This window comes from Streptomyces hokutonensis, from assembly GCF_042751305.1.
GTDB lineage: Bacteria > Actinomycetota > Actinomycetes > Streptomycetales > Streptomycetaceae > Streptomyces > Streptomyces hokutonensis_A.
Map to the genome: position 1 here is coordinate 144,603 of NZ_JBHYWD010000022.1, position 22,607 is coordinate 167,209.

The following is a 22,607-nucleotide window of genomic DNA, read 5'->3' on the forward strand; positions in this document are numbered from 1 at the left end:
GCGGTGCCGCGGCGCGGCGGGGGGGGGGGGGGGGGGGGCGCCGCGGCGGCCGGGCCGCGGCCCCGCGCCCCCCCCCCCCGCCGCCCCCCGGGGCGAGGGCGGTCACGAGCCGCCCTCGACGGTCTTGTCGCCGCCCACAGCCGCCTTGACATCGTTATCAAAGGTCGATGCGGCCTTGTCGACGGATGCCTGACCGGTGGTCACGGACTCCATCGCCTTCTGGATCGCGGTGGAGACCTGGTTGTAGGCGGGAAGGCCGGGCCGGTAGTGGGTGTCGGCGACCAGCTCGGTGAAGAACTTGTTGGTCGGGACCGAGTTCAGATACGTCGAGTCCGACGCGACGTCCGTGCGCACCGCGATGTTCGCGTTGGTCGCGTTCCACTGGGCGGCGTTTGCCTTGGTCTGCAGTGTGGTCGACAGGAACTTCCACGCGAGGTCCGCGTTGCCCGCCTTCGCGGGGATCGACCAGGCCCACCCGCCGGACATGCTGGTACGGCCGGGTGCCTGGCCGTTCTGCGTCGGCATGGCGGCGGTGCCCATCACCGACTGCCACTCGGTCCAGGGCTTGGCCGCCGCGGAGCTCCAGTTGTTGGGCATCCAGGAGCCGTCGATGTCGATCGCCAGCTTGCCCTCGGGGATCAGTTCGGTGCCCACGGCGGTCCCGAAGTTGGCGCCGAGAGCCTGCTCCTTGGACGGGCCGAGACCCTGGCTGTACACGGTGTGGACGAAGTCCAGCGCGTCCTTGAAGCCCTGGCTCCCCACCACCCACTTCTTCTGCGAGGCGTCGTAGAGCGACTTGTCGCCGGCCGGTGTGCCGTAGAGCAGCATCTCGAAGCCCTGCATGGAGGACGCCTCGCCACCCGCCTGGCCCGTGTAGAGGTTCAGCGGGGTGACACCGGGCAGCTTCGCCTTCACCTTCCTGGCGGTGGCGATCACGTCGGCCCAGGTCTTGGGCTGCCAGGGCACGGAGACCCCGGCCTTCTCCAGAAGCTGCTTGTTGTACCAGATCCCCCGGGTGTCGGTGTCGTCCGGCACGGCGTAGGTCTTGCCGTCGGACGCGCCGGTCACCGCCCCCTTGGCGGCCTTGGCGTACTGCGACCAGTCGCTCCACTTCGCCGTGTAGGCGTCGAGGGGCTTGAGATAGCCGCCCGCGATGTCGGAGTTGATCAGCGCGGTGTCCTCGTAGACCAGGTCGGGAGCGGTCGCGGGGGAGCGCATCATCAGCTGGATCTTGGTGTAGTAGTCGTTCTCCGAGGCGGTCACCGGCACCAGGGTCACCTTGGTGCCCGGGTTGGCCTTGGTGAACTGCTTCACCATCGAGGCGAGGAAGGTGGCCTGGAGCTTGTTCGTGCTGTCCAGGTTCTGCCAGTAGACGACTTTGATCGACTTGGACGAGCTGCCTGAGGAGCCCGAACCGCAGCCGGTGACGGCCAGGGCGGTGGCGGCGGTGAGGGCCGCGGCGGTGACGATTCTCGACGAGCGCACAGTGGTTCCTCCGGAACGCGAAACCTGAGGGAAAACCGGGAGTTTGACCGGATGAGAGGCCAGACCGACGGCGCCCCACGCTCGGCGCCGCCCTGCGCTGTCTGGCCGTCATGGCCGGATTTGGTGGGCGCTAGCTAAATCCATTTGATGGATGAAGTCAATGCTTCGAGTATGTAAACTTCCGTCACTGGCGGACCCGCCGGTATGCCTCCCCTACGGTTGCGCGACCGGGCCGAGGAGAGCGGGGCTGACGTGAGGGGCTCAGGTGACTGACAGGTGACGATGCTCAGCGGGACGAACCTGCCGAGGGTCGGCGGCTACAACCAGGCCGTCGTGCTGGACGCCATCCGGACCACGGGTCAGGTGAGCCGGGTCGAGCTGGCCGAACTCACCGGCCTGACCAACCAGACCGTCTCCAACGTCGTCCGCAAGCTGCTCGATGCCGGCCTGGTGGCCGAATCCGGCCAGGCCCCCTCCAGCGGCGGCAAGCGCCGCACCCTCCTGGCCATCCGGGCCGACGGGGCCTGTGCCGTCGGTGTCCACCTCGACCCCGACGCCGCGGTGATCGTCGTCGTCGACCTGGCCGGAGACGTGATCGGCGGACGTCGGCTCCGGCTCACCGATGCCGGGGACCCCGCCGATGTCGTGGAGCGGGTCGCGCGCGCCGCCGGGCGACTCGTCGACCGCACCGGCGTCGACCGCTCACGCCTGCTCGGGCTAGGCATCGCCGCCCCCGGACCGCTCGACGGCACCACCGGCGCCGTCGTCTCCCCGCCGAACTTCCCGGGCTGGGGCCGGGTTCCCCTCGTGGACATGTTCGCCGAGGCCACCGGCCTGCCCGTCGCCCTCGACAACGACGCCACCGCCGCCGCGATAGGCGAACGCTGGATCGGCGGTGCCGAACGGGCGGGCAGCTTCCTGTTCATCTACTTCGGCACCGGCATCGGCGCCGGAATCGTCCTCAACAACACCGTGCTGCACGGCGATTCGGGCAACGCCGGCGAGTTCGGCCACATGGCGGTGGACCCCGGAGACCGTGTCTGCCAGTGCGGCGCCCTCGACTGTCTCGGCCCGTACGTCAGCCCGCCCGCGATCATCGACGACCTGCTGCGGCTGCACGGCCGGGACGCCGCCGACCGCATCGGCCTGACCGGCACCCCCGACTCCGTCCACCACGACTGGAAGGCACTGCGCCGTGCCGCCCGCGGCGGCGACCCCGACGCCTGCGACGTCGTACGCCGTGCCGCGCGCCGGATCGGTGAGGCCGCACGGGGCGCCGCGAGCCTCCTTGACGTCAGCCGGGTCGTCCTGGGCGGCGAGGCGCTGCGCGGCATCGAGCCGATCATGCGGGAGGAGATCGAGACCGCCGTCAACCGTACGTCCGTCGCCCGTACGATCCGCTCGGTCGTCGTCGAGCAGAGCGTCATCGGGGACACCGTGGGCGCGGTGGGGGCGGCGTCGCTGGTGCTGCACGGCAACTACGCACCGGGGTGGCGCATGCTCACGGACACCGCGGGGTGACATGTCGGCGTCGGCCGGCCTTCGGAGGTCCGCCCGGCAGGACATCAAGGTACAAGGAGCCTGATCCTTCCGGCAGTTCAGGCGTCTACTATGACGTTACGTACTCGGTGGCGAAGGGACGTCGGGCCCATACGGAGGCTGGGGGACCTGGAGGCGGAGATCATGGATCGCCTCTGGACGTGGAACCGTCCGGATACGGTGCGCGAGGTCGTCGACGACATCAACAGGACCCGCCCCGTCGCGTACACGACGGTGATGACCGTGACCAACATCCTCTACAACAAGGGCTGGTTGCTGCGAGGCAAGCAGGGACGTGCCTGGCTGTACTCGCCGGTCCGCAGTCGTGAGGCGTACGCCGCCGCACTGATGGAGGACGGCCTGGGGGTGAGCAGGGACCGTCCGGCCGCGCTCGTCCACTTCGTCGAGCAGATGTCCGAGGAAGAGGTGGCCGCTCTGCGGAAGGCGCTGCGCGACGTGGGACGACAGGCGAAGGCGTGAACGCGGCCCCGGTCCTGGTCGGCTACACGGTGGGCGTCGGTTTCGTCGCCCCGCGCCTGCTCCTGCGTGCGAGCTGGCCCTACCGGGCCCCCGGCCTGGCCGTGGCCGTATGGCACACGCTGATGCTCTCGTTCTCGATCGGCGGCGCCCTCGCCGCCTACCACCTCGCGATGCCGGCGGAGCACCTGCACGCGGGTCTGATAGGGCTTCTGTACTCCTGTGGGATGCATGTCGGTGCGGGCGGGAGTGACCCCGACACCGCGGACCGTCTCGCCGTCGCCCTGCCTGTCACGATCGGCATCGCCCTGCTCCTCGCCTTCGCCTTCCACGTCGTACGGGCACGTCGGGTACGGACTCGGCATCGTGAGGCCGTGGATCTGGTGGGCCGTCACTCCGCCCGGTTGTGCGCGACAGTCCTGCCGTACGACATCCCGGCCGCGTACTGCCTGCCCGGTCGCCGGGCCCGGATCGTGATCAGTGACACGGCCGTACGCCGGCTCACGCCGGAGCAGCTCGACGCCGTACTGGAACACGAGCAGAGCCACATCGCCGGGCGACACCACCTGGCACTTGCCGCCGCGGAGGCTTTCCACTCGATGTTCCGCCTGCTGCCGCTGGCTCGCCATGCGCGGGAACAGACGGCGATCCTGCTGGAGATGGTTGCCGACGACCGTGCCCTGCGCCGCCACTCCGGTGAGGCGCTGGCCACGGCGATGTACGAGATGGCGGCGGCCCGCACGCCGAAGGGCGCGTTCGCGGTGGGGTCGCACACGGTTCTGATCCGCCTGAAGCGGGTCCTCGGTCCGCGCCGCGCTCCGCATCCTGCTCTGAGGAGTTCCATGGCGGCCATGGCCGTGGCGGTCCCACTCCTTCCCCTGCTCGTCTCCTGTCCGCCCGGCGTCGGCTGACCGCCCGGGCCGTCCGCGACTCGGCCCCTTCCGGGATCCGAACCACGGATCGACCGCGTTCCCGGTGACGTGACCGTTCATCCACTGTCCGGCGGCCACGCTGCGACCCGATGCCCGGGGTCCGCGACTCGTTCCACGGACGTGCGCACAGGAGCCACCCCGCGATGATGGCCGAAGCCGCCGGTCGCGCCCGGACGGCCTCCTCGACACGACTGCCGGTGTGGCGGGTCTCCTGGCGACGAAGGGCCGCGCGGCGTCGTCACCGTCGGCGGATGAGACACGCGAGCCGGTGGCGAGGGCTCTGTGGGGAGACCGGGGCTCCCACCAGGGAGTACCGCTGCGTCCGCGCGGCGGGGCGGAGCAGCCCACGAGGCGAAGGGGCAGGCGGGCAAGCCGAGTTGGGCAACGCAGCGCGCGGACTGTCGTCTGCCCGCGAGCGCCACCGAGGGTCAAGACTCGGTCATATCGCGGCAGCGGCTGAGTGGGCCCGAAGTCTCTTAACGTACTAAGGAGGTAAGTAGAAGAAGTGTTCGGCGAAGGGAAATTCCGTGATTCAGCCACGCATCGTCCTCCTCTCGGCCGCAGGGCTCGCCTCGGCGTTCCTGCTGGTGGCGTGCGGAAGCTCGACGGACGGTGCCTCCTCCGGCACGAGTTCGGTCGGCGCGGCACCGGTGGCCACGGCCGCCTCGGAATCCGTGACCTCCACACCGGCGGTCAGCGGCGATTCAGGCAGTGGGCACATGGCCACGACCACCATGCTGATGGTCAAGACGGTCAAAGGCATGGGCAGTGTGGTGACCGACGACAAGGGGATGACCCTGTACCGCTACGACATGGACCAGGCGAATCCGTCCAGGTCGACGTGCTCCGGTGAGTGCGCGAAGACGTGGATGCCTGTCATGGCGCAGGACTCCGTACAGACCATGGGGGTTGAGAAGAGCCTGCTCGGTTCGGTCGGCCGTGACGGAATGAAGCAGCTCACGCTTGGCGGCTGGCCGCTGTACCGGTACATGGGTGACACGGCGGCCGGACAGATGAACGGCCAGGCCAAGGCCAAGATGTGGTACGCCGTCACCCCCTCCGGAAAGAAGTCCACGATGACGGGCTGACCGGCGCGTCGTATCGGTCGGCTCCGGCGCTGCTGTCCGAGACGAACGGCGAACGGCGAACGTCGGCGTCCGGCTGGCTGGGACCGGACCGCTCGGCGAGCGGACCGGCTGTCCGGGCCGGGAATTCCCCTGTCTCATCCGGGAGGGCTCTGTCGCCCTGGTCGTGCACGTGCCGACGCGGCCGGGTTCAGGTGCCCGCGGTGACCGAACTCGGTGGCACCGGTGCCAGTGCCAGTGCCAGTGCCAGTGCCAGTGCCCGGCACGGAGCGCGGTACGCCCGCACACCGGGAGCCGCCCGGAAGCTCGGTCCGACCGGTCGGCAGAGCGCCGCCGGTGTACGGATCCCGGTCGGCACCGGACGCGATCTCGTGCCGAGGCCGCTGCGCGAGGTGCCCGAACATCTCGCGGTCGGCGCCGTACTGGGCGGCAGGCCCGTAGCACCCGTCACCCGTCACCCGTCACCCGTTGGCAGTCCTGGACCGCGATCTGCGTGAACTGGTGGTGAGCCCTGGGGTGGTCCCGGCAAGGCCGGCGCAGGTTGCTGCGGTCCGGTGCCGGTACTCGGCGCCTGTCTTCTGCGGCCGGCACGCCAGGGCAGGCTGGACGTTTCCTGGCGGAGGGCGGTTTCTGCCAGATCGACCGCGCTCTCCCTCCGCTGTTTCCCCGCGACGGTTCCTACCCGGAATCACTCAGACGGCCGTCGGCGCCGATATGTCGTCGATGCGGACAGCAGGACGTGTTTCGGTGGGTGTAGGTGTTCACCGGGGTGTCGGAGTGATTCCGCCGATGCGGTCGGTGAGTGCTCGGGCGGTCTCGATGACCTGCCTCCCGATCTCCTCGAGGCGGTCGTGCGTCACGCGCGAGGCGGGGCCGGAGATGCTCACCGCCGTGACGACGGCTCCGCTGTGGTCGAACGCCGGTGCGGCCACGCAGCGGATGTCGAGTTCGTTCTCCACGTCGTCGACGGCGTAGCCGCGGTCACGGGTGCGTGCGAGTTCGGCCTGCAACTGCTCGGGCTCGGTAAGGGTCGCCGGGGTGCGCGCCGGCATGCCTGCCGCTATCACCTTGTCGACGACATCGTCCGATGCGTGAGCGAGAAAGGCTTTGCCGGTGGCGGTGCAGTAGGCGGGCTGGCGCCCGCCGACCCGGGAGTGCATGCGGACGGCCTGGGGGCTCTCGACCTTGTCGATGTAGACGATCTCCGGGGGGTCGAAGGTGACCAGGTGCACTGCCTCGTGCACGTCCTGGGCGAGTCGGTGCAGCAGCGGCGACGCCGTGCGCCGGATGTCGAGGCGCTCCAGGTAGAGCTGCCCGAGCAGGGCATTCTGCGGCCCGAGCCGGTAATGGCCGCTCTCGGGATCCTGGTCCACCAGCCGGCTCTCGCGTAGCGGGCCGACGAGCCGCAGCACGGTGGACTTGCTCATCCCGAGCCCGGTGGCGAGGTCGGTGAGGGAGGTTCCGTGGGGATGGCCGTCGTCGTCGGCGAGGTGCATCAGGATGCTCAGCGCGCGCCTCAGGGACGACGAGGCGTTGCGGCGAGCCCCGGGCAGCTCGGGGCCCTGGTTCGCGTTGTCGGACGAAGGCACGCCGGTTCCTCCTGCGGAGATGTGGTGCGAGGGCGACCAGTCGTCGCGGGTCCGTCGACTGGGGACTCCACCGGAACCCTATCGAACTGCATAGCAAAACGAAATATCACATGTTGAAATCGGGCGTTGACGGCTGTGGGGTGCCGGGCTAACTTCTCCCCAACATTATGCGGAATGCGATTTTGCATAGCAGAACGCAACTGGCGATCGATGGCGATCACTGACTTCTCCGGCCGTCCCGGCCCACCCCCAAACCCTCCCGGAAGGGAAGCGTGTGATGAGACTTCGTCACGTTAACCGCAATCTGATGGCGATTTGCATCGGTGTGACCGCCGTCGCATCGCTCGCCGCCTGCACCGCAAGCAGCGGCACCGCGGCCGGCAACCAGCAGTCCTCGACGCTCCAGGACGTCATCAAGCGTGGCACCCTCAACGTCGCCAGCTGCCTGACCTTCCCGCCGTTCGGCTCGACGGACAAGAACAATAAGCCGCAGGGGTTCGACGTCGACGTCGCCACCGCCATGGCCACCGCCCTCGGCGTCAAGGTGCACATCGTGGACACGACGTCCGCCAACCGCATCCCCAACCTGCAGACCAAGAAGGTCGACGCGGTGGTCTGCAACTTCACCACCACCGCCGAGCGGGCCAAGCAGGTCGCCTTCAGCGATCCCTACATCGTCGCGGGCGAGGTGATGCTGGTGAAGAAGTCCAGCGGCATCTCCACCCTCAAGGACCTCACCGGCAAGACGGTGGCCGTCACCAAGGGATCCACCAACGGCGACGCGGTCACGGCCGGCAACCCCAAGGCGAAGATCCAGGAGTACGACACCTCGTCCGCCGCCGTACTCGCCGTCAAGCAGGGCCAGGCCGACGCCATGGTCGAGGACTCCAACTTCCTCAACTACCAGGCCAAGCAGGACCCTTCGCTCAAGGTCACCAAGGACTCCGTCGTGCCGCTGGAGTACAACGGCATCGGCGTTCCGCTGGGCGACGCCACGTGGCTGCAGTGGGTCAACACGTGGCTGCGGGAGTTCAACACGTCGGGTCAGGCCAACGCCCTCTACAAGAAGTGGTTCGGCGTGGACCGCGTGTTCCCGCTCAACCCGTCCTACTGAGTCCCGGCCGGGCGGCGGTCCCCGCGCCGCCGCCCTGTGGAGGAGCCCCATGTTCGTCGACTGGACCTACGCTCTCCGTGACTGGCCCACCTATCTCGACGCGGCCTGGCTGTCCCTGAAACTCTCGCTCGAAGCCTTCGCGCTCGCCTTCGCCCTCGGTCTGCTCGGCGCGCTGGCCCGCAGATCCCGCTACGCGGTCCTGCGCGCGCCTGCCGCCCTCTATGTCGAGGTCATCCGCAACACACCTGTACTGCTGCAGATGTTCGTCGCCTACTTCGCGCTGCCGTCGGCCGGTCTCAGGCTGAGTCCGGTTCAGGCCGGCGTGCTCGCCCTCGGCCTGAACGTCGGCGCCTACCTCACCGAGATCTTCCGCGCCGGCATCCAGGCCGTCCCGCGCGGCCAGCGCGAGGCCGCCCGGGTGCTGGCCCTGAACCCGGCGCGCACCTTTGTGCACGTGGTGCTTCCGCAGGCCCTGCGCAACGTCTACCCCGCGGTGGTGAACCAGCTGGTGCAGATCATCCTGGGATCGTCCCTGCTGTCCGCCATCTCCGTGCCCGAACTGACCGGCACGGCCATGGTCATCAACTCCCGTACGTTGCTGACCGTGCAGGTCTTCGGCATCGCCGCGGTGCTCTACCTGGTCCTCACCAACGCGGTCGTCCTCGCGGCCGGGCTCATCGGGCGCGTCGCCTTCAAGCCGCCGCTGCGCCCCTCCGGACGCCCGCGCCTCCTCGGCGCCGTACGCCGTCTGCTGCCGGCGCGTTCCGCGCGGCCCGTCCACAAGGAGGCCTGATGAACTGGTCGGTCATCTGGTCCAACCGTGAGCTGTACGTCTCCGGCCTGGGAGCCACGGTCCTGTTGTCGCTCGCGGCGATCGCCACCGGAACCCTGTTGGGGCTGGCGGTCGCCGCCGTACGGACCAGCCGCATCCCCGTGCTGACCCAGCTCGCCCGGGGGTACCTGGAGGTCTTCCGCGGCACCCCGCTGCTGATCCAGATGCTCTTCATCTACTTCGGCGCCGCCTACCTGGGCCTGGTCGGCATCACCGTCTTCGGCGCGGCACTGCTTGCCCTGACGCTCTATCAGGGCGCCTACATCGCGGAGATCTTCCGGGCCGGCATCGAGGCGGTGCCCCGCGGCCAGTGGGAGGCGGCGCGGGTGCTGGGACTGCCCCGCGTCCAGACGTTCGTGAGCGTCATCCTGCCCCAGACCCGGGCCATCGTCCTGCCCCCGCTCGTCGGCCAGTACCTCTCCCTCATCAAGGACACCTCGATCGCCGTGGTGATCGGCTACGTCGAGCTGGTTCGCCAGGGGCAGGCCGTCATCGACCGCGTGGGCGACCCGGCGACGTCCTATGTCGCCGTCGCCGTCCTCTACTTCGTCATCTGCTACCCGTTGTCGCTGCTCGTGCGCCACATGGAGCGAAAGGCTGTCACCGCATGATGATCACCGACCCCACCGCCGCAGACCATGCGGTGACCACCTCACGGATCTCTCTGTCCGGCGTACACAAGCGCTTCGGCGACCTGGAGGTCCTCAAGGGCGTCGACATCGACGTCGAGCCCGGCGAGGTCGTCGTCCTGATCGGCGCCAGCGGCTCCGGCAAGAGCACCCTGCTGCGCATCATGTGCGACCTGGAGCGCGCGGACAGCGGCGAGGTGTGGGTGGGCGGCGTCCCGCTGCACGACCGCAAGCGCGCGCCTGAAATCTTCGGGCACGTCGGGATGGTCTTCCAGCAGTTCAACCTCTTCCCCCACAAGACCGCGCTGGGCAATGTCACCCTCGCCCTGCTGAAGGTCAGGAAGCTCTCCCGCGCGGTGGCCGAGGAGCGCGGGCGGGCCGCCCTGAAGCGGGTCGGGCTCGCCGACAAGGCCGACTCCTACCCGGCTCAGCTCTCCGGTGGCCAGCAGCAGCGCGTCGCGATCGCGCGAGCACTCGCGATGGATCCCGCGATCATGTTCTTCGACGAGCCGACCTCCGCCCTCGACCCGGAACTCGTGGGTGAGGTCACCGGCGTGATGCGTTCCCTCGCCGAGGACGGTATGACCATGGTGGTCGTCACCCACGAGATGCGCTTCGCCAAGGACACCGCCGACCGCGTCGTCTTCATGGACGGCGGCGTCGTTCTCGAACAAGGTCCCCCTGAGCGGGTTTTCGGCAGTCCCGCGGAACAACGCACCCAGCAGTTCCTGCACCGTGTCCTGGACACCTGAGGCGTTCCTTCCCGCCCCACCCAGTGTGAGAACCAGCAGAAGGAACCCTCGTGCCCGTCCCGTCCGCCGCTCCCCGTGTCCCCTCCGCCTCCACGTCCCAAGCCGATGTGGCGTGCATCGGGGAAACCATGGCTGTCCTCGGCCCCACGGACGCCAGGCCTCTCGCGCACCAGAGAACACTGGCGTTGGCCGTCGGCGGAGCGGAGTCCAATGTGGCCAGTGCTCTCGCCGCCCTGGGGCACAGCGCCGCCTGGCTGGGCCGGGTCGGCGACGATCCCCTCGGACGGCGAGTCCTTGAAGACCTGACCGCCCGGGGCGTCGACGTGGGCGCCGTCGAGACCGACCCGCTGCGTCCGACCGGCGTGTACTTCAAGGACACCGGGCCCGGGGGAACCGGCACGTACTACTACCGTCAAGGCTCCGCCGCAGCCGCCATGGCCCCCGGCCTGGCGGAGCTTCCGCTGCTGCGCTCGGCCCGGGTGCTGCACCTCTCCGGCATCACCGCAGCGCTCTCGGACAGCTGCGCCCAGCTCGTCGACCGTATCGTCTCCCGGCGCGCCGTACCCGGCCCGGTCATCTCCTTTGACGTCAACTACCGCCCGGCTCTGTGGCGGCACCGCCAGGCAGAGGCTGCTCCCGTGCTCCTGGAGCTGGCCCGCGATGCCGACGTCGTGTTCGTCGGACGCGACGAGTCCGAGACTCTGTGGGGCACTCGCACGGCGCGAGAAGTCCGCGACCTGCTCGGTCCCGGGACGGTGCTGGTCGTCAAGGACACCGTGCACGGAGCCACGGCGTACGACGCCGACGGAGGGGAGACATTCGTCCCCACTCCCGCGGCCCGGGTCGTCGAACCTGTCGGAGCCGGTGACGCCTTCGCCGCCGGTTACCTCGCCGCGCTCCTGGAAGGCCGAACCCCGGAGAACGGACTGCGCTTGGGCCACCTTCTGGCCGCCGCGACGCTCAGCACCCGGGAAGACGTCCCCACTGTCCTGGCGCGCGACACGCTCGACCGCCTCCTCGCACTCGACCACGCGACCTGGTCCGCCCTGACCCTCTCTTCTCCGTAAGGAGTACGCACGATGAGCCAGGCAGCGGTCCCGACGAGCCAAATCCGCACCGACCAGGCCCCCGCACCGGCCCGGGCCATTTCCCAGGGCGTGCGCGCGGGATCGATCCTGCAGACCTCCGGCCGCGGACCGCGGCACCCGGCCACCGCCTCCCGCCTCCACGAGGGCGACATCACGGCCCGGACCTTCCGCACCCCGGACAACGTCCGCGCCATCCTCGAAGCAGGGGGAATCCAGATCTCCGACGTGGTGATGTTCCCTGCCTTCCCGCCCCCACGCGCGGACTCCGCCTCGCTGAACGGGGTCTACGCGCAGTTCGTCGAGGAGCACGTCGAGGACGGTCCGGAGCCGTGCCGCCGATCGGGCCGGAGCCTGTGGCATGGGCTCTCGCCGGAACTTCTATGGCGATGGGTCGTCCAGTCCCGCAGTCGCGCCGTGATGGGTACGGATCACCGCGATCACCGTGTCGGTCGTGCGGTCGAGGTGGCTGCGGCCGTCGGGGAGCTCGGCCGTTGGGCTGATGTAGCTGCGCGGCCCGAAGTGAGTGGCCGGGTCGAGCCGACGCACGCTGATCTTCCCGGCGCGGCGGGCCCGGTTCCATCCGCTACGACGCGACAGCCTCCAGCGCCGGGGGAAGATCCAGGCACCGATCTGCTCGATCCGGTCGTTCGCGCTGGTGAGCTGATACAAGTGCTCGGCATGGGTGAGGTCGTTGGCGCCGTTGTGGAACCCACCGAGCGTGATCAGCAGGATCGGGCAGCGCAGCCGGGCGTGCAGTTCGTCGACCGCGCCGGTGGCGACCTGGGCGCCACCGCTGTAGCTGAGCAGCACCACGGGGATACCGCTGTCGGGCAGGTAGCCGGCGCGCCGGAGCTGAGTGGCGATCTGGGAGCCGACGGCCCGGTTGTACAAGGGGCGGTAGCGGTGGTCGGCGGCGACGAAGGTCTGCACGACATTGTGCAGGAACAGCAGCAGCCCGACATGTCGGCGCAGCCACGCCCACACCGGCCGGTCGGCGAGCGGGTCGGCCAGTGGTGAGTAGGGCTGCACCTGCCCCAGCACCCGAAGCTCCGGCGCTCCGGCGATCAGAGCCTTGACCAGCTGGCCGCCGTCCCGGCTGTCACGGACGCGACGTTTGCCGATGCCGTCGAGGTACACCAGGTAGGCATCCGGGGGACTGTCAGGGGCCGCGCCCCGGGCGTAGGGAACGCCTTCCGGGAGCTCGTCGGCAGGGGTCCGCCAGCCTGCGCCGTAGGCAAGGATCTCGTAGCGGGCCAGCAGGGCTTCAGCCAGCAGTACAGGTCCGATCACGCAGGCCCAGATCAGGAAGTCGTTCACGCGATCGGCTCCAGTACTTCGGTCGCGCTGAACCTCACGACAAGACGTCGAACGGCCTCTACGGCGAGACCGAGCCCAGTTCCCGCGGCGGCGACACAACCGGCGGCGCTCCACCAGCCCAGCCCGCTCGCCGTGGCGAGCGGGCCGACCAGGCCGACCCCCACCCCCACGAAGAGCAGGAAGTGGAGCAGCGGCCCGAGCAACGGGAACGCGAGGACGGCAGCGAGCACCATCGGGGCGACGAGGCTTGGTGTCCACACCACGCCGGTGCCCGGCGCCGACGAGGAGAGCACCAGCTCGGCCATGGTCCAGGCGGTCAGTGGCCACAGCGCGAACACCGCGCCCTCGACGAGGCCGGCGGGCAGCAGCAACCCGGCCACGAAGGTCCGCGACATACCGGGCCGCCCTGCGACGAGCGGCAGGATGCGCCCGGCGGCCTCCGACACACCGGCGAGCAGCAGCAGGAAAACGACGGCGGGTGACATCACTCGGCCTCGCTGTGCCGGACGGACGGCGCCGACTCACCGACCGAGTCGGCCGTGTGCACGTACCGTTCGAGTTCGTCGGCGGCGCGCCGATATCCTCCCGCCTCGCGCTGCGCGACCTGAAGGGTGCCGGCGGCTGTCCGGAACCGGGATTCGTGCAGCAGGCGCCGGGCGAGGAGGCGCACCGATTCCTCCGTGACGTCCTGGGTGCGGATCGACAGGCCGGCGCCGAGTTCGACGACGCGCCGGGCCACCATCGGCTGATCGGCGCCCTGTGGGACCACCAGCAGCGGAACTCCGGCGTACATGGCCTCGTTGACGCTGTTCATCCCGCCGTGGGTGACGAACAGCGCCGCGCGGGCCAGCACTTCCGGTTGAGGCACGGAGCGGCGGGCAAGGACGTTGGCAGGCAACGGACCCAGCGCCTGGGGATCGGTCTGCCCGGTGGAGACGATCACGGTTCCGCCCAGCGGGGCGAGCGCGGTGGCCAGACCGCGCAGCAACCGCGGGTCGGCGTCGAACACCGTGCCCAGTGAGGCGTACAGCACCGGATCGCGCAGCCGGTCGGCCGGGAACGACGGGTCGACCGGCCGGGCACCGATGCTTGGGCCGACGAACCGGTAGGACCGGTCGAAGTCCTCGACGGCGGGCTGGAACGCCCGTGACGTGTAGACCAGATTGAGCGGCTGACGGACGTTCGCCACGTCGAACAGGGGCAACCGACGTGCGTCGAAGCGGCGGTGCAGCGCCCAGCGGGACCGCAGGTAGCCCTGGACAGCGCGGGGCTGGGCTGTCGCCGCGGCCAGCAGATCCCAGGAGCCACGCGTGGGGCTGGGGACATGCCGGTTGAGGGCGAAGGTGGTGAACGAGGAGGCTGCCCGCACATCGAGTTCGCGGGCGGCCACCGCGGCCCACAGACAGGCGCTGTCGTGGACGATCAGGTCGGGTCGGTCGCGGCGCAGGTCGGTGAGCACGGCGGGCAGCAGGCGGACGGCGGTGCTCGCGAGTGACTCCATCCACGAGACCGGCGTCGGCGGATCGGGGAGCGGCTGGTCGCCCCCGGGGTACAGGTACACCCTCGCGCCGGTCGCCTCGATCTCCTTACGGAACGCGGGAGTGGTGTGGTAAGTGACGGTGTGGCCGCGCCGGACGAGCTCGGCCACAACCGGCAGCGTCGGGTTGATGTGCCCGTGCATGCCGATGCTGAGGAACGCGATGGTGCTCACAGGCCGACCCCCGCCGTGGAAGTTGTCGATGTCTCGTCCGGGCTTGTGCAGGTCGCCGAAGAGTCGTTGACCCGGTACAGCCCCGGTCCGTTGATGCGCAGTTCGTCCAGAAAGCGCCCCGCCGCGCGGCACGCGGTGCTGATCAGCCGTTGGGAGTGGCCGAAGTCCCAGGGCGCGGGCCAGTCCTCGATGCCGGTCGGCAGCACGACTGTCGGGATGTGCTGGGACACCTCACGCAGGTCACGCTCGATCTGATGGTGCAACAGGAGCAGCCCGGCCCTGGCAGCGATCGCACCGGCACGACGGCGCGTACTGGTGGGGCGCAACGGCGAGCTCTCCGGCCCCGTTGTCACCACCACCACGCTGGCCGCCCCGGCCTGCTGGGCCGCCAGTACCGGGACGTAGGCGATCACCCCGCCGTCGACGAGTGTCCGGCCCGCACGATCCACGGGGGGCAGCATGCCGGGAATGGCCGCGCTGGCCAGGAGTGCGGACTGGAGGTCTCCTTGGTCGAGCAGCACCGGAGCGCCGGTGACCAGGTCCATGGCCACCGCGGTGAACGGGACCTTCAACTGCTCGATCCGCGAGGGAAGTTCAGCTCGGGCGATCAGTCGACGCAGGCCGCGATCGGTGAAGACGCTGGTCCGTGAGGACAGGTAGCCGAGCGGATACACGTCACGGCGACGCAGTTGGGTCCACACGTGGTCCAGCCACGGCGCGGCCCTGTCGGGGTGGGCGGCCGCGATGGCGCCGTTCAGGGCGCCCACCGACGTTCCGATGATCATGTCCGGGACGAATCCATGGCGTTCCAGCGCGTACCCGACACCGATGTGCGCCGCTCCGAGCACACCACCGGCGCCCACCACGACGGCCACAGGACGGGGGAGGGAGGCCAGACCCGTCGCGGTCGGGGTTCCGGGCGGTCGGCCCGGGTCGACTCCACTGAAGCCGGAATATGCCGATGAGACCGGTCTCCGGCGACGAGCAACCCTCATGATCAACCTTTCTCGCCATGGGCACCGAATCGGATTGGTTCCCTCACTAGGACCGGACTGCCACACAATGTGTGACACCGTTGGTGTAGCGCATGGTGCGGACCGGGCCCCGTCTCAGTGGTGCATGAGCAACATGACGGCCGTGCCCATGGCGGTCGATCCGTGCCAGAAACCGTCGACGGGCCCGCCGATGCCGGTGGGGGCACCCACGTCGCCCGAAGGTCCCTGGAGCCCGGGCATGTCCCGGGTCAGTGACCGGAGGGCGTAGGCCAGGAGACAGAGCGCCAGCACGCCGGTGACCATGTCACCGGTCCGCGCGTCCGTGACGCCGCCGTGCCGCACCGGCATCCACGCCATGGCGACCATGCCGACCGAGGAGGGCAACCTCCGCGCGAGGCCGGTCGGTCCGGGTCCACGGCGGCCCAGGACCGCGGTCAACGGGAACCACAGTGCCGAGGCGGCGAAGAAGACCGTCTGCCCTCGCGCCGGCACTTCGCCGACCCCGTGCCACGGCATCACCGTCATGGCCGACGCCATGACGGTGTGCAGCAGCTGGTCGCCTCGATCGCGCCACCCGGAGCCTCGTGGCAGGACGGCATGCCACAGTGTGTAGACGGCCGAGGCCGTGAACAGCACGGTCAGCATGCCGGGCACGACATCAGTGGCGCCCATGCCTCACCACATCCTCCCGCGGAGCGGACGGGCCCCGTTCGCAACCGCCTTGTACGGGGCGGGCGGTGGACTGTCAGGCCGTGGGGCGCGGGGCGCGGAGATGGGCCCGCTGGGCCAGTTCCTCCTTCTCGACCAGTTCGAGCATGGGCTTGCCCGGTGCGCACAGCATCGTCACGACGAACCGGGTGCGCGCGTCGGACAGCGCGTTGCCGTCCTGGTAGTGGATCGGGTCGCCGCCCGGTTCCCAGAACGTCCCGCCCGCCTCGATCACGCGCTCGGGCTCGCCCTCCATCTCGAAGCGGACGGCGCCCTCGACGACGTAACCGAACGCCGGTCCCGAGTGGCGGTGCGGCGGGCTTCCCGGGTCCCCGGGCTCCCACTCGACGAAAATGGTCATCGCCGACGCGCCCTCGGGGACGGTGAGCGGTGCGGTGTCCTGCAGCATCTTCGCCGCCGTCTTCCATCCCTCCGAGTGGGTCCCCGGTCCGCTCTCGTGCGTTGTGTCCGTGTCCGACATGAGTCGGCCTCCCTTGGAATCGTCCGGCCATGGCTGCCATGGCCGTCTGCATTCATGACCGGGCTCCGGACGGATCTGTGACACCCGGAACCGCATCAGTGTCACAACGTTGGTGGGAGTCCTGTCCTAGATGGTGTGAGGGTCCGGCGTCACCGCCGCCTCACGAAGCCATCAGCGGGGTCACCGACCTCTCGACGGGAAGGGGCCCGACATGCGGGTCGTTGTAGCAGGAGCCACTGGTGTGATCGGTTCGAGGACGGTCGCCAGGCTTCGGGATCATGGTGTGGAGGTCGTGCGCGTATCGCGCCGTGAGGGCGTCGACGTCACGACCGGAAAGGGCCTCACCGAGGCCGTGCGCGGCGCCGATGTGGTGGTGGACGTGACCGATACGCCCTCCCGCGGGGAGCTGGAGAGCCTGGAGTTCTTCGGCGCTGCGACCCACAACCTGCTGGAGGCGGCGGCGAAGGCGGGCGCTGAGCACCACGTGATCCTGTCCATCGTGGGGGCCGAGCGTCTGCAGGCGGGTTACTTCCGCGCGAAGGCACTCCAGGAGGAACAGGTGCGGCGCTCGCCCCTGCCCTACTCCATCGTGCGCGCCACGCCGTTCTTCGAGTCGGTGGAGTACATGTCGCGCGCGGCGACGTACGGGGACGCCGTCCATGTCGCGCCCGTACTGATCCGACCGGTGTCGGCCGACGACGTCGCCGTCGAGATCGCCCATGTCGCCGTGGGACTACCGCTGTTCGGTGTCCTGGAGGTGGCCGGTCCGGAGGAGCACCGCCTCGACGACCTCACGGCGAAGCTGCTGGCCGCGCGCGGTTACCTGCCGGACGTGGTCTCCGACGCCCACACCCCCTTCTTTGGGGCGACGCTCGGGCAGCGGGCGCTGCTGCCCGGGGCGGACGCCCACCTGGGGCACGAGACCTTCTCCGAGTGGCTCGCGCGGCGATGACCCCGCAGGCACCCAACCGTCTCCCCACCTCACGTCCGGACAGGAAACAGTCATGAGTGAGCTCGACCAACTACCCGACCAGGACGCCGAGGAGACCGCCGAATGGCAGGCGTCGCTCGACGCCGTCGTACGGAACGCGGGGCCCGACCGGGCCGTGTACCTGCTGCGACGCGTGCACGAGTTCGCGGCCCGGTCCGGCGTGTCCCTGCCCGGACTCCTGACCTCCGACTACATCAACACGATCCCGGCGTCGGCGCAGCCCGCCTTTCCCGGCGACATCGCCCTGGAGTCCAGGATCACCGCCCTGAACCGGTGGAACGCGGCGGCAATGGTGACCCGCGGCGCCCGTTTCGGGCTCGGTGGCCACATATCCACCTACGCCTCGGCGGCCTGGCTGTACGAGATCGGGTTCCACCACTTCTTCCAGGGCAAGGACGGCGGGAGCGGCTCGGGCGACCAGCTCTACTTCCAGGGGCATGCCTCGCCGGGCATCTACGCCCGCGTGTTCCTCGAAGGGCGCCTGAGCGAGGCGCAGTTGGACGGCTTCCGGCGGGAGGCCGACGGGCATGGACTGCCGTCCTACCCGCACCCCCGACGACTGCCGTGGCTGTGGGAGTTCCCGACCGTCTCCATGGGCCTCGGCCCGCTCGCCGCCATCCACCAGGCCCGGTTCAACCGGTATCTGCACGCCCGGGGCATCAAGGACACCTCCGCGTCGCGCGTGTGGGCCTTCCTCGGGGACGGCGAGACGGACGAGCCGGAATCGACGGCCGCACTGGCGCTCGCCGCCCGGGAGCAGCTCGACAACCTCACCTTCGTCGTCAACTGCAACCTCCAGCGTCTGGACGGGCCCGTGCGACCGAACTCCAAGATCGTGCAGGAGCTGGAGGCCAGGTTCCGCGGAGCGGGCTGGAACGTGGTCAAGTCCCTCTGGGGCGAGGCCTGGGACCCCGTCCTGGGGCAGGACACCACCGGCGCCCTGGTCCACCGCCTCGGCGAGGTGCCCGACGCCCAGTTGCAGACGTACGCCGCCCGGGACGCCACGTACATCCGCGATCACTTCTTCACGGGCGACGCGCTCTCCGCTCTCGCCGCCGGGCTCAGCGACAGCCGGCTGACCGAACTGTTCGGCAGCTCCCGGGGCGGGCACGAACCGCTCAAGGTCTACGCGGCCTACCGGGCGGCCGTCGAGCACCGGGGCGCGCCGACGGTCGTCCTCGCCCAGACGGTGAAGGGGCACACGCTCGGCTCGGCCTTCGAATCGCGCAACGCCAACCACCAGATGAAGAAGCTGACCATGGCGCAGTTCCGCGAGATGCGGGACCTGCTCGAACTCCCCATCCCCGACAGCGCGTTGAGCGGCGACCTGGTGCCGTACTGGCACCCGGGCGAGAACTCGGAGGAGGTGCGCTACCTGCGCGAGCGGCGAGCGGCGCTGGGTGGCCCCGCCCCCGTGCGCAGGGTGGTCCCGAAACCGCTCAGGGAGCCGCCGGCGCGCGCGTTCGAAAGCCTGGAGAAGGGCTTCGGCCGTCAGGAGGTGGCCACCACCATGGCGCTGGTCCGCCTGGTCAAGGACCTGATGCGCGACGAGGAGACGGGACCGCGCTGGGTGCCGATCATCCCGGACGAGGCCCGCACGTTCGGGATGGAGTCCCTGTTCCCGACGGCCGGGATCTACTCGCCCGACGGCCAGACCTACGAACCGGTCGACGCGGACCAACTGCTGTACTACCGCGAAGCCAAGAACGGCCAGCTGATCGACGAAGGCATCACCGAAGCCGGTTCCATGGCCGAGTTCACCGCCGCGGCGACCTCGTACGCCACCCACGGCGAACCCATGATCCCGTTCTACATCTTCTACGCCATGTTCGGTTTCCAGCGCACCGGCGACCAGTTCTGGGCGCTCGCCGACCAAATGGGGCGCGGTTTCGTCATCGGGGCGACGGCGGGCCGCACCACGATGACGGGCGAGGGACTTCAGCACGCCGACGGCCATTCCCAGCTACTGGCGTCCACGAATCCGGCCGCCGTGTCCTACGACCCGGCCTTCGCGTACGAGATCGCGGTGATCGTGCGGGAGGGTCTGCGCCGTATGTACGGTGACCGGCCCGAGGACGTCTTCTACTACCTGACGGTCTACAACGAACCCAAGGAACAGCCGGCGATGCCCGCCGGACGGGGCGTCGAGGAAGGCATCGTGCGGGGCATCTACCTGTTCCGACAGGCCGAGCCCGCCGTAACAGGACGACGAATCCAGCTACTGGCCTCCGGTACGGCCATCCACTGGGCGCTCGACGCCCAGGAGTTGCTGCTGTCCCGGTGGGGCGTCCACGCCGACGTCTGGTCGGTGACGTCCTGGACGGAGCTGCGCCGCGACGCGTTGGACGCCGACCGGGCACGGCTGCGAGGTGAGGAACGCGTTCCCTATGTGACGGCGGCGCTGGCGGACGCGCCCGGGCCGGTGCTGGCGGTCAGCGACTGGATGCGGCAGGTGCCCGACCAGATCAGCCAGTGGGTCGGCCACGACTACTCGTCGCTGGGCACGGACGGCTTCGGGCTGTCGGACACCCGGGACGCCGTACGGCGCTACTTCCGCGTGGACGCGGAGTCGATCGTCGTCGCGGCCCTGGACGGGTTGGCGCGTGCCGGCGCGATCAATCCGGAGACGGTCGTGCGGGCGCGCGACCGGTACGGATGGCGCGGGTGACCGTCGTGACCTCGCCGCCGGTCGAGTCTCCCGGACGGGAACACCAGGACACCTATGCGGTCAGCGCGGAGTTCTACGACCTGCTGCAGGGGGAGCGGGACGAGGCCCGGGTGCGCTCGCTCTACCGCGACGATGTCGGCGGGGCCAGGGTCGGTGTACTGGATGTCGGCGCGGGGACCGGGCGTGTCACCCTGATGAGTCTCCTGGAGTCGCGTGTCCCCGTGCACGCGGTGGAGCCCGCCCGCTGCATGCGCACCCCGCTGATGACGCGACTGGCTTTCCTGAGTGCCGAGTTGACGACGCGCGTGACCGTGCACCCGTACGCGCTCGACGAGGCGGGGCTGCACGGGGTCGCGGACGTGGCCGTGTGCCACAACACCGTGGCCTGTCTCCATCCGGCGGCGCGCCGTGCGCTGTGGCCCGCTGTCGCCGAGGCGCTGGTGTCCACGGGGGTGCTGCTCGTCCAGCTCCCGCCGGCTCGCCTCCCACGTCACGAGACCATCCGTGCGCTGCCGACCCGGACGGTCGGCCGGCACGAGTACGGGGGACGCATGGTGACGTCCGCCGACGTCGACCGGATCCGGGCACGGTTCGAGTACTGGGTGCGCGACGACGGGCGGGTGCTGCGCCGGCACGACGAGACGTTCTGGATGTGGCCGGCCAACCGTACGGAGATGATCGCGGAACTGGAGAGAGGTGGTTTTGTCCCGTTGCCCGAACGTCCGGACCCTTCCGTCCTGGCTGTTCGACGCGCACGGCCATGACGTGTACGGGTATGACGTCCTTCAGGAGGCGTGGCTGCGGTGGCAGCACACCGACCGTGGCGTGGTCCGCGAGCCGAAGGCGTTCCTGGCCACCGTCACCGCGCGGCTGACGCTCAACGTCGCCCGGTCCGCGGGTGCGCCGAGAGTCGTACGTCGGCCCCTGGCTGCCGGAGCCGGTCGACACGCGCGCCGATCCGCAGCTGGGCGCCGAGCGGGCCGAGGCGCTCGACACGGCGGTGCTCTTCCTGCTGGAGCGGGCCGCATATGTGCTGCGGGAGGCCTTCGACTACCCGTACGGGCAGATTCGCGGACATGCTGGAGACCAGCGAGTCCAACACACGTCAGCTGGTGAGCCGCGCGCGCAGGCACCTCACGTCGGAGCGCCGCAAGCCCGTCGGCGCGACCGAGCACCGGCGGCTGATGGAGGTCTTCCTCGCCGCCGCGCAGACCGGTGATCTGGCCGTGCTGGAGAACATCCTCGCCGAGGACGTGGTCAGCTACACCGACGGGAACGGGCTGCGCGGGGCGTCGAAGTTCCCGGTCGTCGGCCTGGTGGGACGCCGGTGGTGCTGCTGACCCTCGACATCTCGGAGCGCGGCGTCGAGCGGGCCATGTGGGTCATGAACCCGGAGAAGCTGGCACCCTATGTGGCCTCTCTCGACGGCGACACCACGTTCTCCTCCTGAAGGGCGCCGTGCGCGTCACAAGAGCGGCTGCTCGTCGGTCATCCAGTCGTCCGGTATCCGGGACACCACGACGCAAAGGTGCGCTCACCATGGAATGCAGCACAGTCGGTCCGGCACGTCGCAGCAACACCACGGGGGTCACGCGGTGACCGAGCCGATCCAGCCGCCCGACCTGTCCACCGAGCAGGATTTCGACGGAGCGGCCTTCGCCCCCCTCTACACCACGACGGTGACCGTGGCCGGCGGGACGGCGTCCCACGGGAGGGCCTCGGGGAGAGCACGCTCGGACGACGGAGTCCTCGATCTCGACCTGCGCCTGCCCGCCGAACTGGGCGGAGACGGCCACGGGACCAACCCGGAGCAGCTGTTCGCCGCCGGGTTCGCGGCCTGTTTCCACGGGGCGCTGAGCCTCATCGCACGACAGGCCGCACTCGACCCCGCCGCGATATCCGTCGAGGCGACCGTGGCGTTCGGCCGCAATCCTCAGGACGGCGGCTACGTCCTGCACATCGACCTGGTCGTCCGATGGCCGGGCGTCGCCCCTGACGTCGCCACCGAGCTCCTGCGGCGGGCCGACGCGCTGTGCCCGTACGCGAGGATGGCCTGGCACGGCACGCCGACCACCATCACGCTGGCCACCTAGACACACGGCCGCTCCGAGTCGTCACGGATCGCGGGGCTGTCCGGTCGTACTGGGTGAAGACCCCAGTGATCGGAGTGGACCGTGGCTGTCACCGAACAACGTCTCGCCACCATGGTGCTGG

Annotated in this window: 21 protein-coding genes and 2 pseudogenes; 15 read left to right on the plus strand and 8 right to left on the minus strand. The window is 69.8% G+C overall.

The annotated features are described in order from the left end of the window. Positions 1 to 102: 102 nt before the first annotated feature. Positions 103 to 1,485 (minus strand): extracellular solute-binding protein, encoded by a 1,383-nt coding sequence (locus ACFXC1_RS40025; RefSeq protein WP_381252315.1) that lies wholly within the window; start codon positions 1,483 to 1,485, stop codon positions 103 to 105. Between the two features lie 282 nt (positions 1,486 to 1,767). Here ACFXC1_RS40025 and ACFXC1_RS40030 point away from each other — a divergent pair, with 282 nt between their 5' ends. From ACFXC1_RS40030 to ACFXC1_RS40045, 4 genes are all read left to right on the plus strand, one after another. Continuing rightward, entirely contained in the window at positions 1,768 to 3,006 is a 1,239-nt protein-coding gene (locus ACFXC1_RS40030; RefSeq protein WP_381252356.1) for an ROK family transcriptional regulator, read from the plus strand. 129 nt (positions 3,007 to 3,135) lie between these two features. Then, a complete protein-coding gene (locus ACFXC1_RS40035) occupies positions 3,136 to 3,504 on the plus strand; it encodes a BlaI/MecI/CopY family transcriptional regulator (protein WP_381252358.1) in 369 nt (122 codons plus the stop codon). After that, positions 3,501 to 4,412: a M56 family metallopeptidase gene (locus tag ACFXC1_RS40040; protein WP_381252317.1), complete on the plus strand. Its 912-nt coding sequence runs from the start codon at positions 3,501 to 3,503 to the stop codon at positions 4,410 to 4,412. The genes ACFXC1_RS40035 and ACFXC1_RS40040 overlap by 4 nt, the downstream gene beginning before the upstream one ends. Before the next feature lie 548 nt (positions 4,413 to 4,960). Further along, the gene (locus tag ACFXC1_RS40045) at positions 4,961 to 5,521 is read left to right on the plus strand and encodes a hypothetical protein (RefSeq protein WP_381252319.1); all 561 of its coding nucleotides are present in this window, start codon (positions 4,961 to 4,963) and stop codon (positions 5,519 to 5,521) included. Positions 5,522 to 6,279: 758 nt separating this feature from the next. Here ACFXC1_RS40045 and ACFXC1_RS40050 read toward each other — a convergent pair. Then, entirely contained in the window at positions 6,280 to 7,107 is an 828-nt protein-coding gene (locus tag ACFXC1_RS40050; protein WP_381252321.1) for an IclR family transcriptional regulator, read from the minus strand. A 307-nt stretch (positions 7,108 to 7,414) separates the two neighbouring features. Here ACFXC1_RS40050 and ACFXC1_RS40055 point away from each other — a divergent pair, with 307 nt between their 5' ends. The 6 genes and pseudogenes from ACFXC1_RS40055 to ACFXC1_RS40080 all read left to right on the plus strand — a co-directional run. Continuing rightward, the gene (locus tag ACFXC1_RS40055) at positions 7,415 to 8,221 is read left to right on the plus strand and encodes an ABC transporter substrate-binding protein (RefSeq protein ID WP_381252323.1); all 807 of its coding nucleotides are present in this window, start codon (positions 7,415 to 7,417) and stop codon (positions 8,219 to 8,221) included. A 49-nt stretch (positions 8,222 to 8,270) separates the two neighbouring features. Continuing rightward, positions 8,271 to 9,014 (plus strand): amino acid ABC transporter permease, encoded by a 744-nt coding sequence (locus ACFXC1_RS40060; protein ID WP_381252325.1) that lies wholly within the window; start codon positions 8,271 to 8,273, stop codon positions 9,012 to 9,014. Next, positions 9,014 to 9,664 (plus strand): amino acid ABC transporter permease, encoded by a 651-nt coding sequence (locus ACFXC1_RS40065; RefSeq protein ID WP_381252326.1) that lies wholly within the window; start codon positions 9,014 to 9,016, stop codon positions 9,662 to 9,664. The genes ACFXC1_RS40060 and ACFXC1_RS40065 overlap by 1 nt, the downstream gene beginning before the upstream one ends. Further along, positions 9,664 to 10,434, plus strand: coding sequence for an amino acid ABC transporter ATP-binding protein (locus tag ACFXC1_RS40070; RefSeq protein ID WP_381252360.1), 771 nt, complete (start codon positions 9,664 to 9,666; stop codon positions 10,432 to 10,434). Before ACFXC1_RS40065 ends, ACFXC1_RS40070 begins: the two co-directional genes overlap by 1 nt. A gap of 128 nt (positions 10,435 to 10,562) precedes the next feature. Beyond that, complete coding sequence (locus tag ACFXC1_RS40075; RefSeq protein ID WP_381252328.1) at positions 10,563 to 11,501, plus strand: sugar kinase; 939 nt, start codon at positions 10,563 to 10,565, stop codon at positions 11,499 to 11,501. Between the two features lie 12 nt (positions 11,502 to 11,513). After that, positions 11,514 to 11,822, plus strand: a pseudogene (locus ACFXC1_RS40080) (Rid family hydrolase); the annotation flags it as partial. Between the two features lie 78 nt (positions 11,823 to 11,900). Here ACFXC1_RS40080 and ACFXC1_RS40085 read toward each other — a convergent pair. From ACFXC1_RS40085 to ACFXC1_RS40110, 6 genes are all read right to left on the minus strand, one after another. Further along, positions 11,901 to 12,839, minus strand: coding sequence for a hypothetical protein (locus ACFXC1_RS40085; RefSeq protein ID WP_381252330.1), 939 nt, complete (start codon positions 12,837 to 12,839; stop codon positions 11,901 to 11,903). Then, positions 12,836 to 13,324, minus strand: a complete 489-nt coding sequence (locus ACFXC1_RS40090; RefSeq protein WP_381252331.1) for a hypothetical protein — start codon at positions 13,322 to 13,324, stop codon at positions 12,836 to 12,838. Before ACFXC1_RS40090 ends, ACFXC1_RS40085 begins: the two co-directional genes overlap by 4 nt. Then, positions 13,324 to 14,550 (minus strand): macrolide family glycosyltransferase, encoded by a 1,227-nt coding sequence (locus tag ACFXC1_RS40095; RefSeq protein WP_381252333.1) that lies wholly within the window; start codon positions 14,548 to 14,550, stop codon positions 13,324 to 13,326. Before ACFXC1_RS40095 ends, ACFXC1_RS40090 begins: the two co-directional genes overlap by 1 nt. Then, positions 14,547 to 15,416 carry a patatin-like phospholipase family protein gene (locus tag ACFXC1_RS40100; protein ID WP_381252335.1) on the minus strand — a complete coding sequence of 290 codons (870 nt, stop codon included), beginning with the start codon at positions 15,414 to 15,416 and terminating at the stop codon, positions 14,547 to 14,549. The genes ACFXC1_RS40095 and ACFXC1_RS40100 overlap by 4 nt, the downstream gene beginning before the upstream one ends. 243 nt (positions 15,417 to 15,659) lie before the next feature. Continuing rightward, on the minus strand, positions 15,660 to 16,217 hold the full coding sequence (locus tag ACFXC1_RS40105) for a DUF5134 domain-containing protein (protein WP_381252337.1): 558 nt from the start codon (positions 16,215 to 16,217) through the stop codon (positions 15,660 to 15,662). A gap of 73 nt (positions 16,218 to 16,290) precedes the next feature. Further along, positions 16,291 to 16,734, minus strand: a complete 444-nt coding sequence (locus ACFXC1_RS40110) for a cupin domain-containing protein (protein ID WP_381252339.1) — start codon at positions 16,732 to 16,734, stop codon at positions 16,291 to 16,293. Positions 16,735 to 16,945: 211 nt separating this feature from the next. On the opposite strand from ACFXC1_RS40110, the gene ACFXC1_RS40115 reads away from it, so the two are divergent. The 5 genes and pseudogenes from ACFXC1_RS40115 to ACFXC1_RS40135 all read left to right on the plus strand — a co-directional run bounded on the left by ACFXC1_RS40115 (position 16,946) and on the right by ACFXC1_RS40135 (position 22,486). Next, positions 16,946 to 17,686 carry an SDR family oxidoreductase gene (locus ACFXC1_RS40115; RefSeq protein ID WP_381252341.1) on the plus strand — a complete coding sequence of 247 codons (741 nt, stop codon included), beginning with the start codon at positions 16,946 to 16,948 and terminating at the stop codon, positions 17,684 to 17,686. A 52-nt stretch (positions 17,687 to 17,738) separates the two neighbouring features. Then, positions 17,739 to 20,393 (plus strand): pyruvate dehydrogenase (acetyl-transferring), homodimeric type, encoded by a 2,655-nt coding sequence (aceE, locus tag ACFXC1_RS40120; RefSeq protein WP_381252343.1) that lies wholly within the window; start codon positions 17,739 to 17,741, stop codon positions 20,391 to 20,393. Further along, positions 20,390 to 21,157 carry a class I SAM-dependent methyltransferase gene (locus ACFXC1_RS40125; RefSeq protein ID WP_381252344.1) on the plus strand — a complete coding sequence of 256 codons (768 nt, stop codon included), beginning with the start codon at positions 20,390 to 20,392 and terminating at the stop codon, positions 21,155 to 21,157. Before aceE ends, ACFXC1_RS40125 begins: the two co-directional genes overlap by 4 nt. 13 nt (positions 21,158 to 21,170) lie before the next feature. Further along, a pseudogene (locus tag ACFXC1_RS40130) lies at positions 21,171 to 21,843 on the plus strand (sigma factor-like helix-turn-helix DNA-binding protein); the annotation flags it as partial. 145 nt (positions 21,844 to 21,988) lie between these two features. Further along, positions 21,989 to 22,486 carry an Ohr family peroxiredoxin gene (locus ACFXC1_RS40135; RefSeq protein WP_381252346.1) on the plus strand — a complete coding sequence of 166 codons (498 nt, stop codon included), beginning with the start codon at positions 21,989 to 21,991 and terminating at the stop codon, positions 22,484 to 22,486. The last annotated feature ends 121 nt before the right edge of the window (positions 22,487 to 22,607 follow it).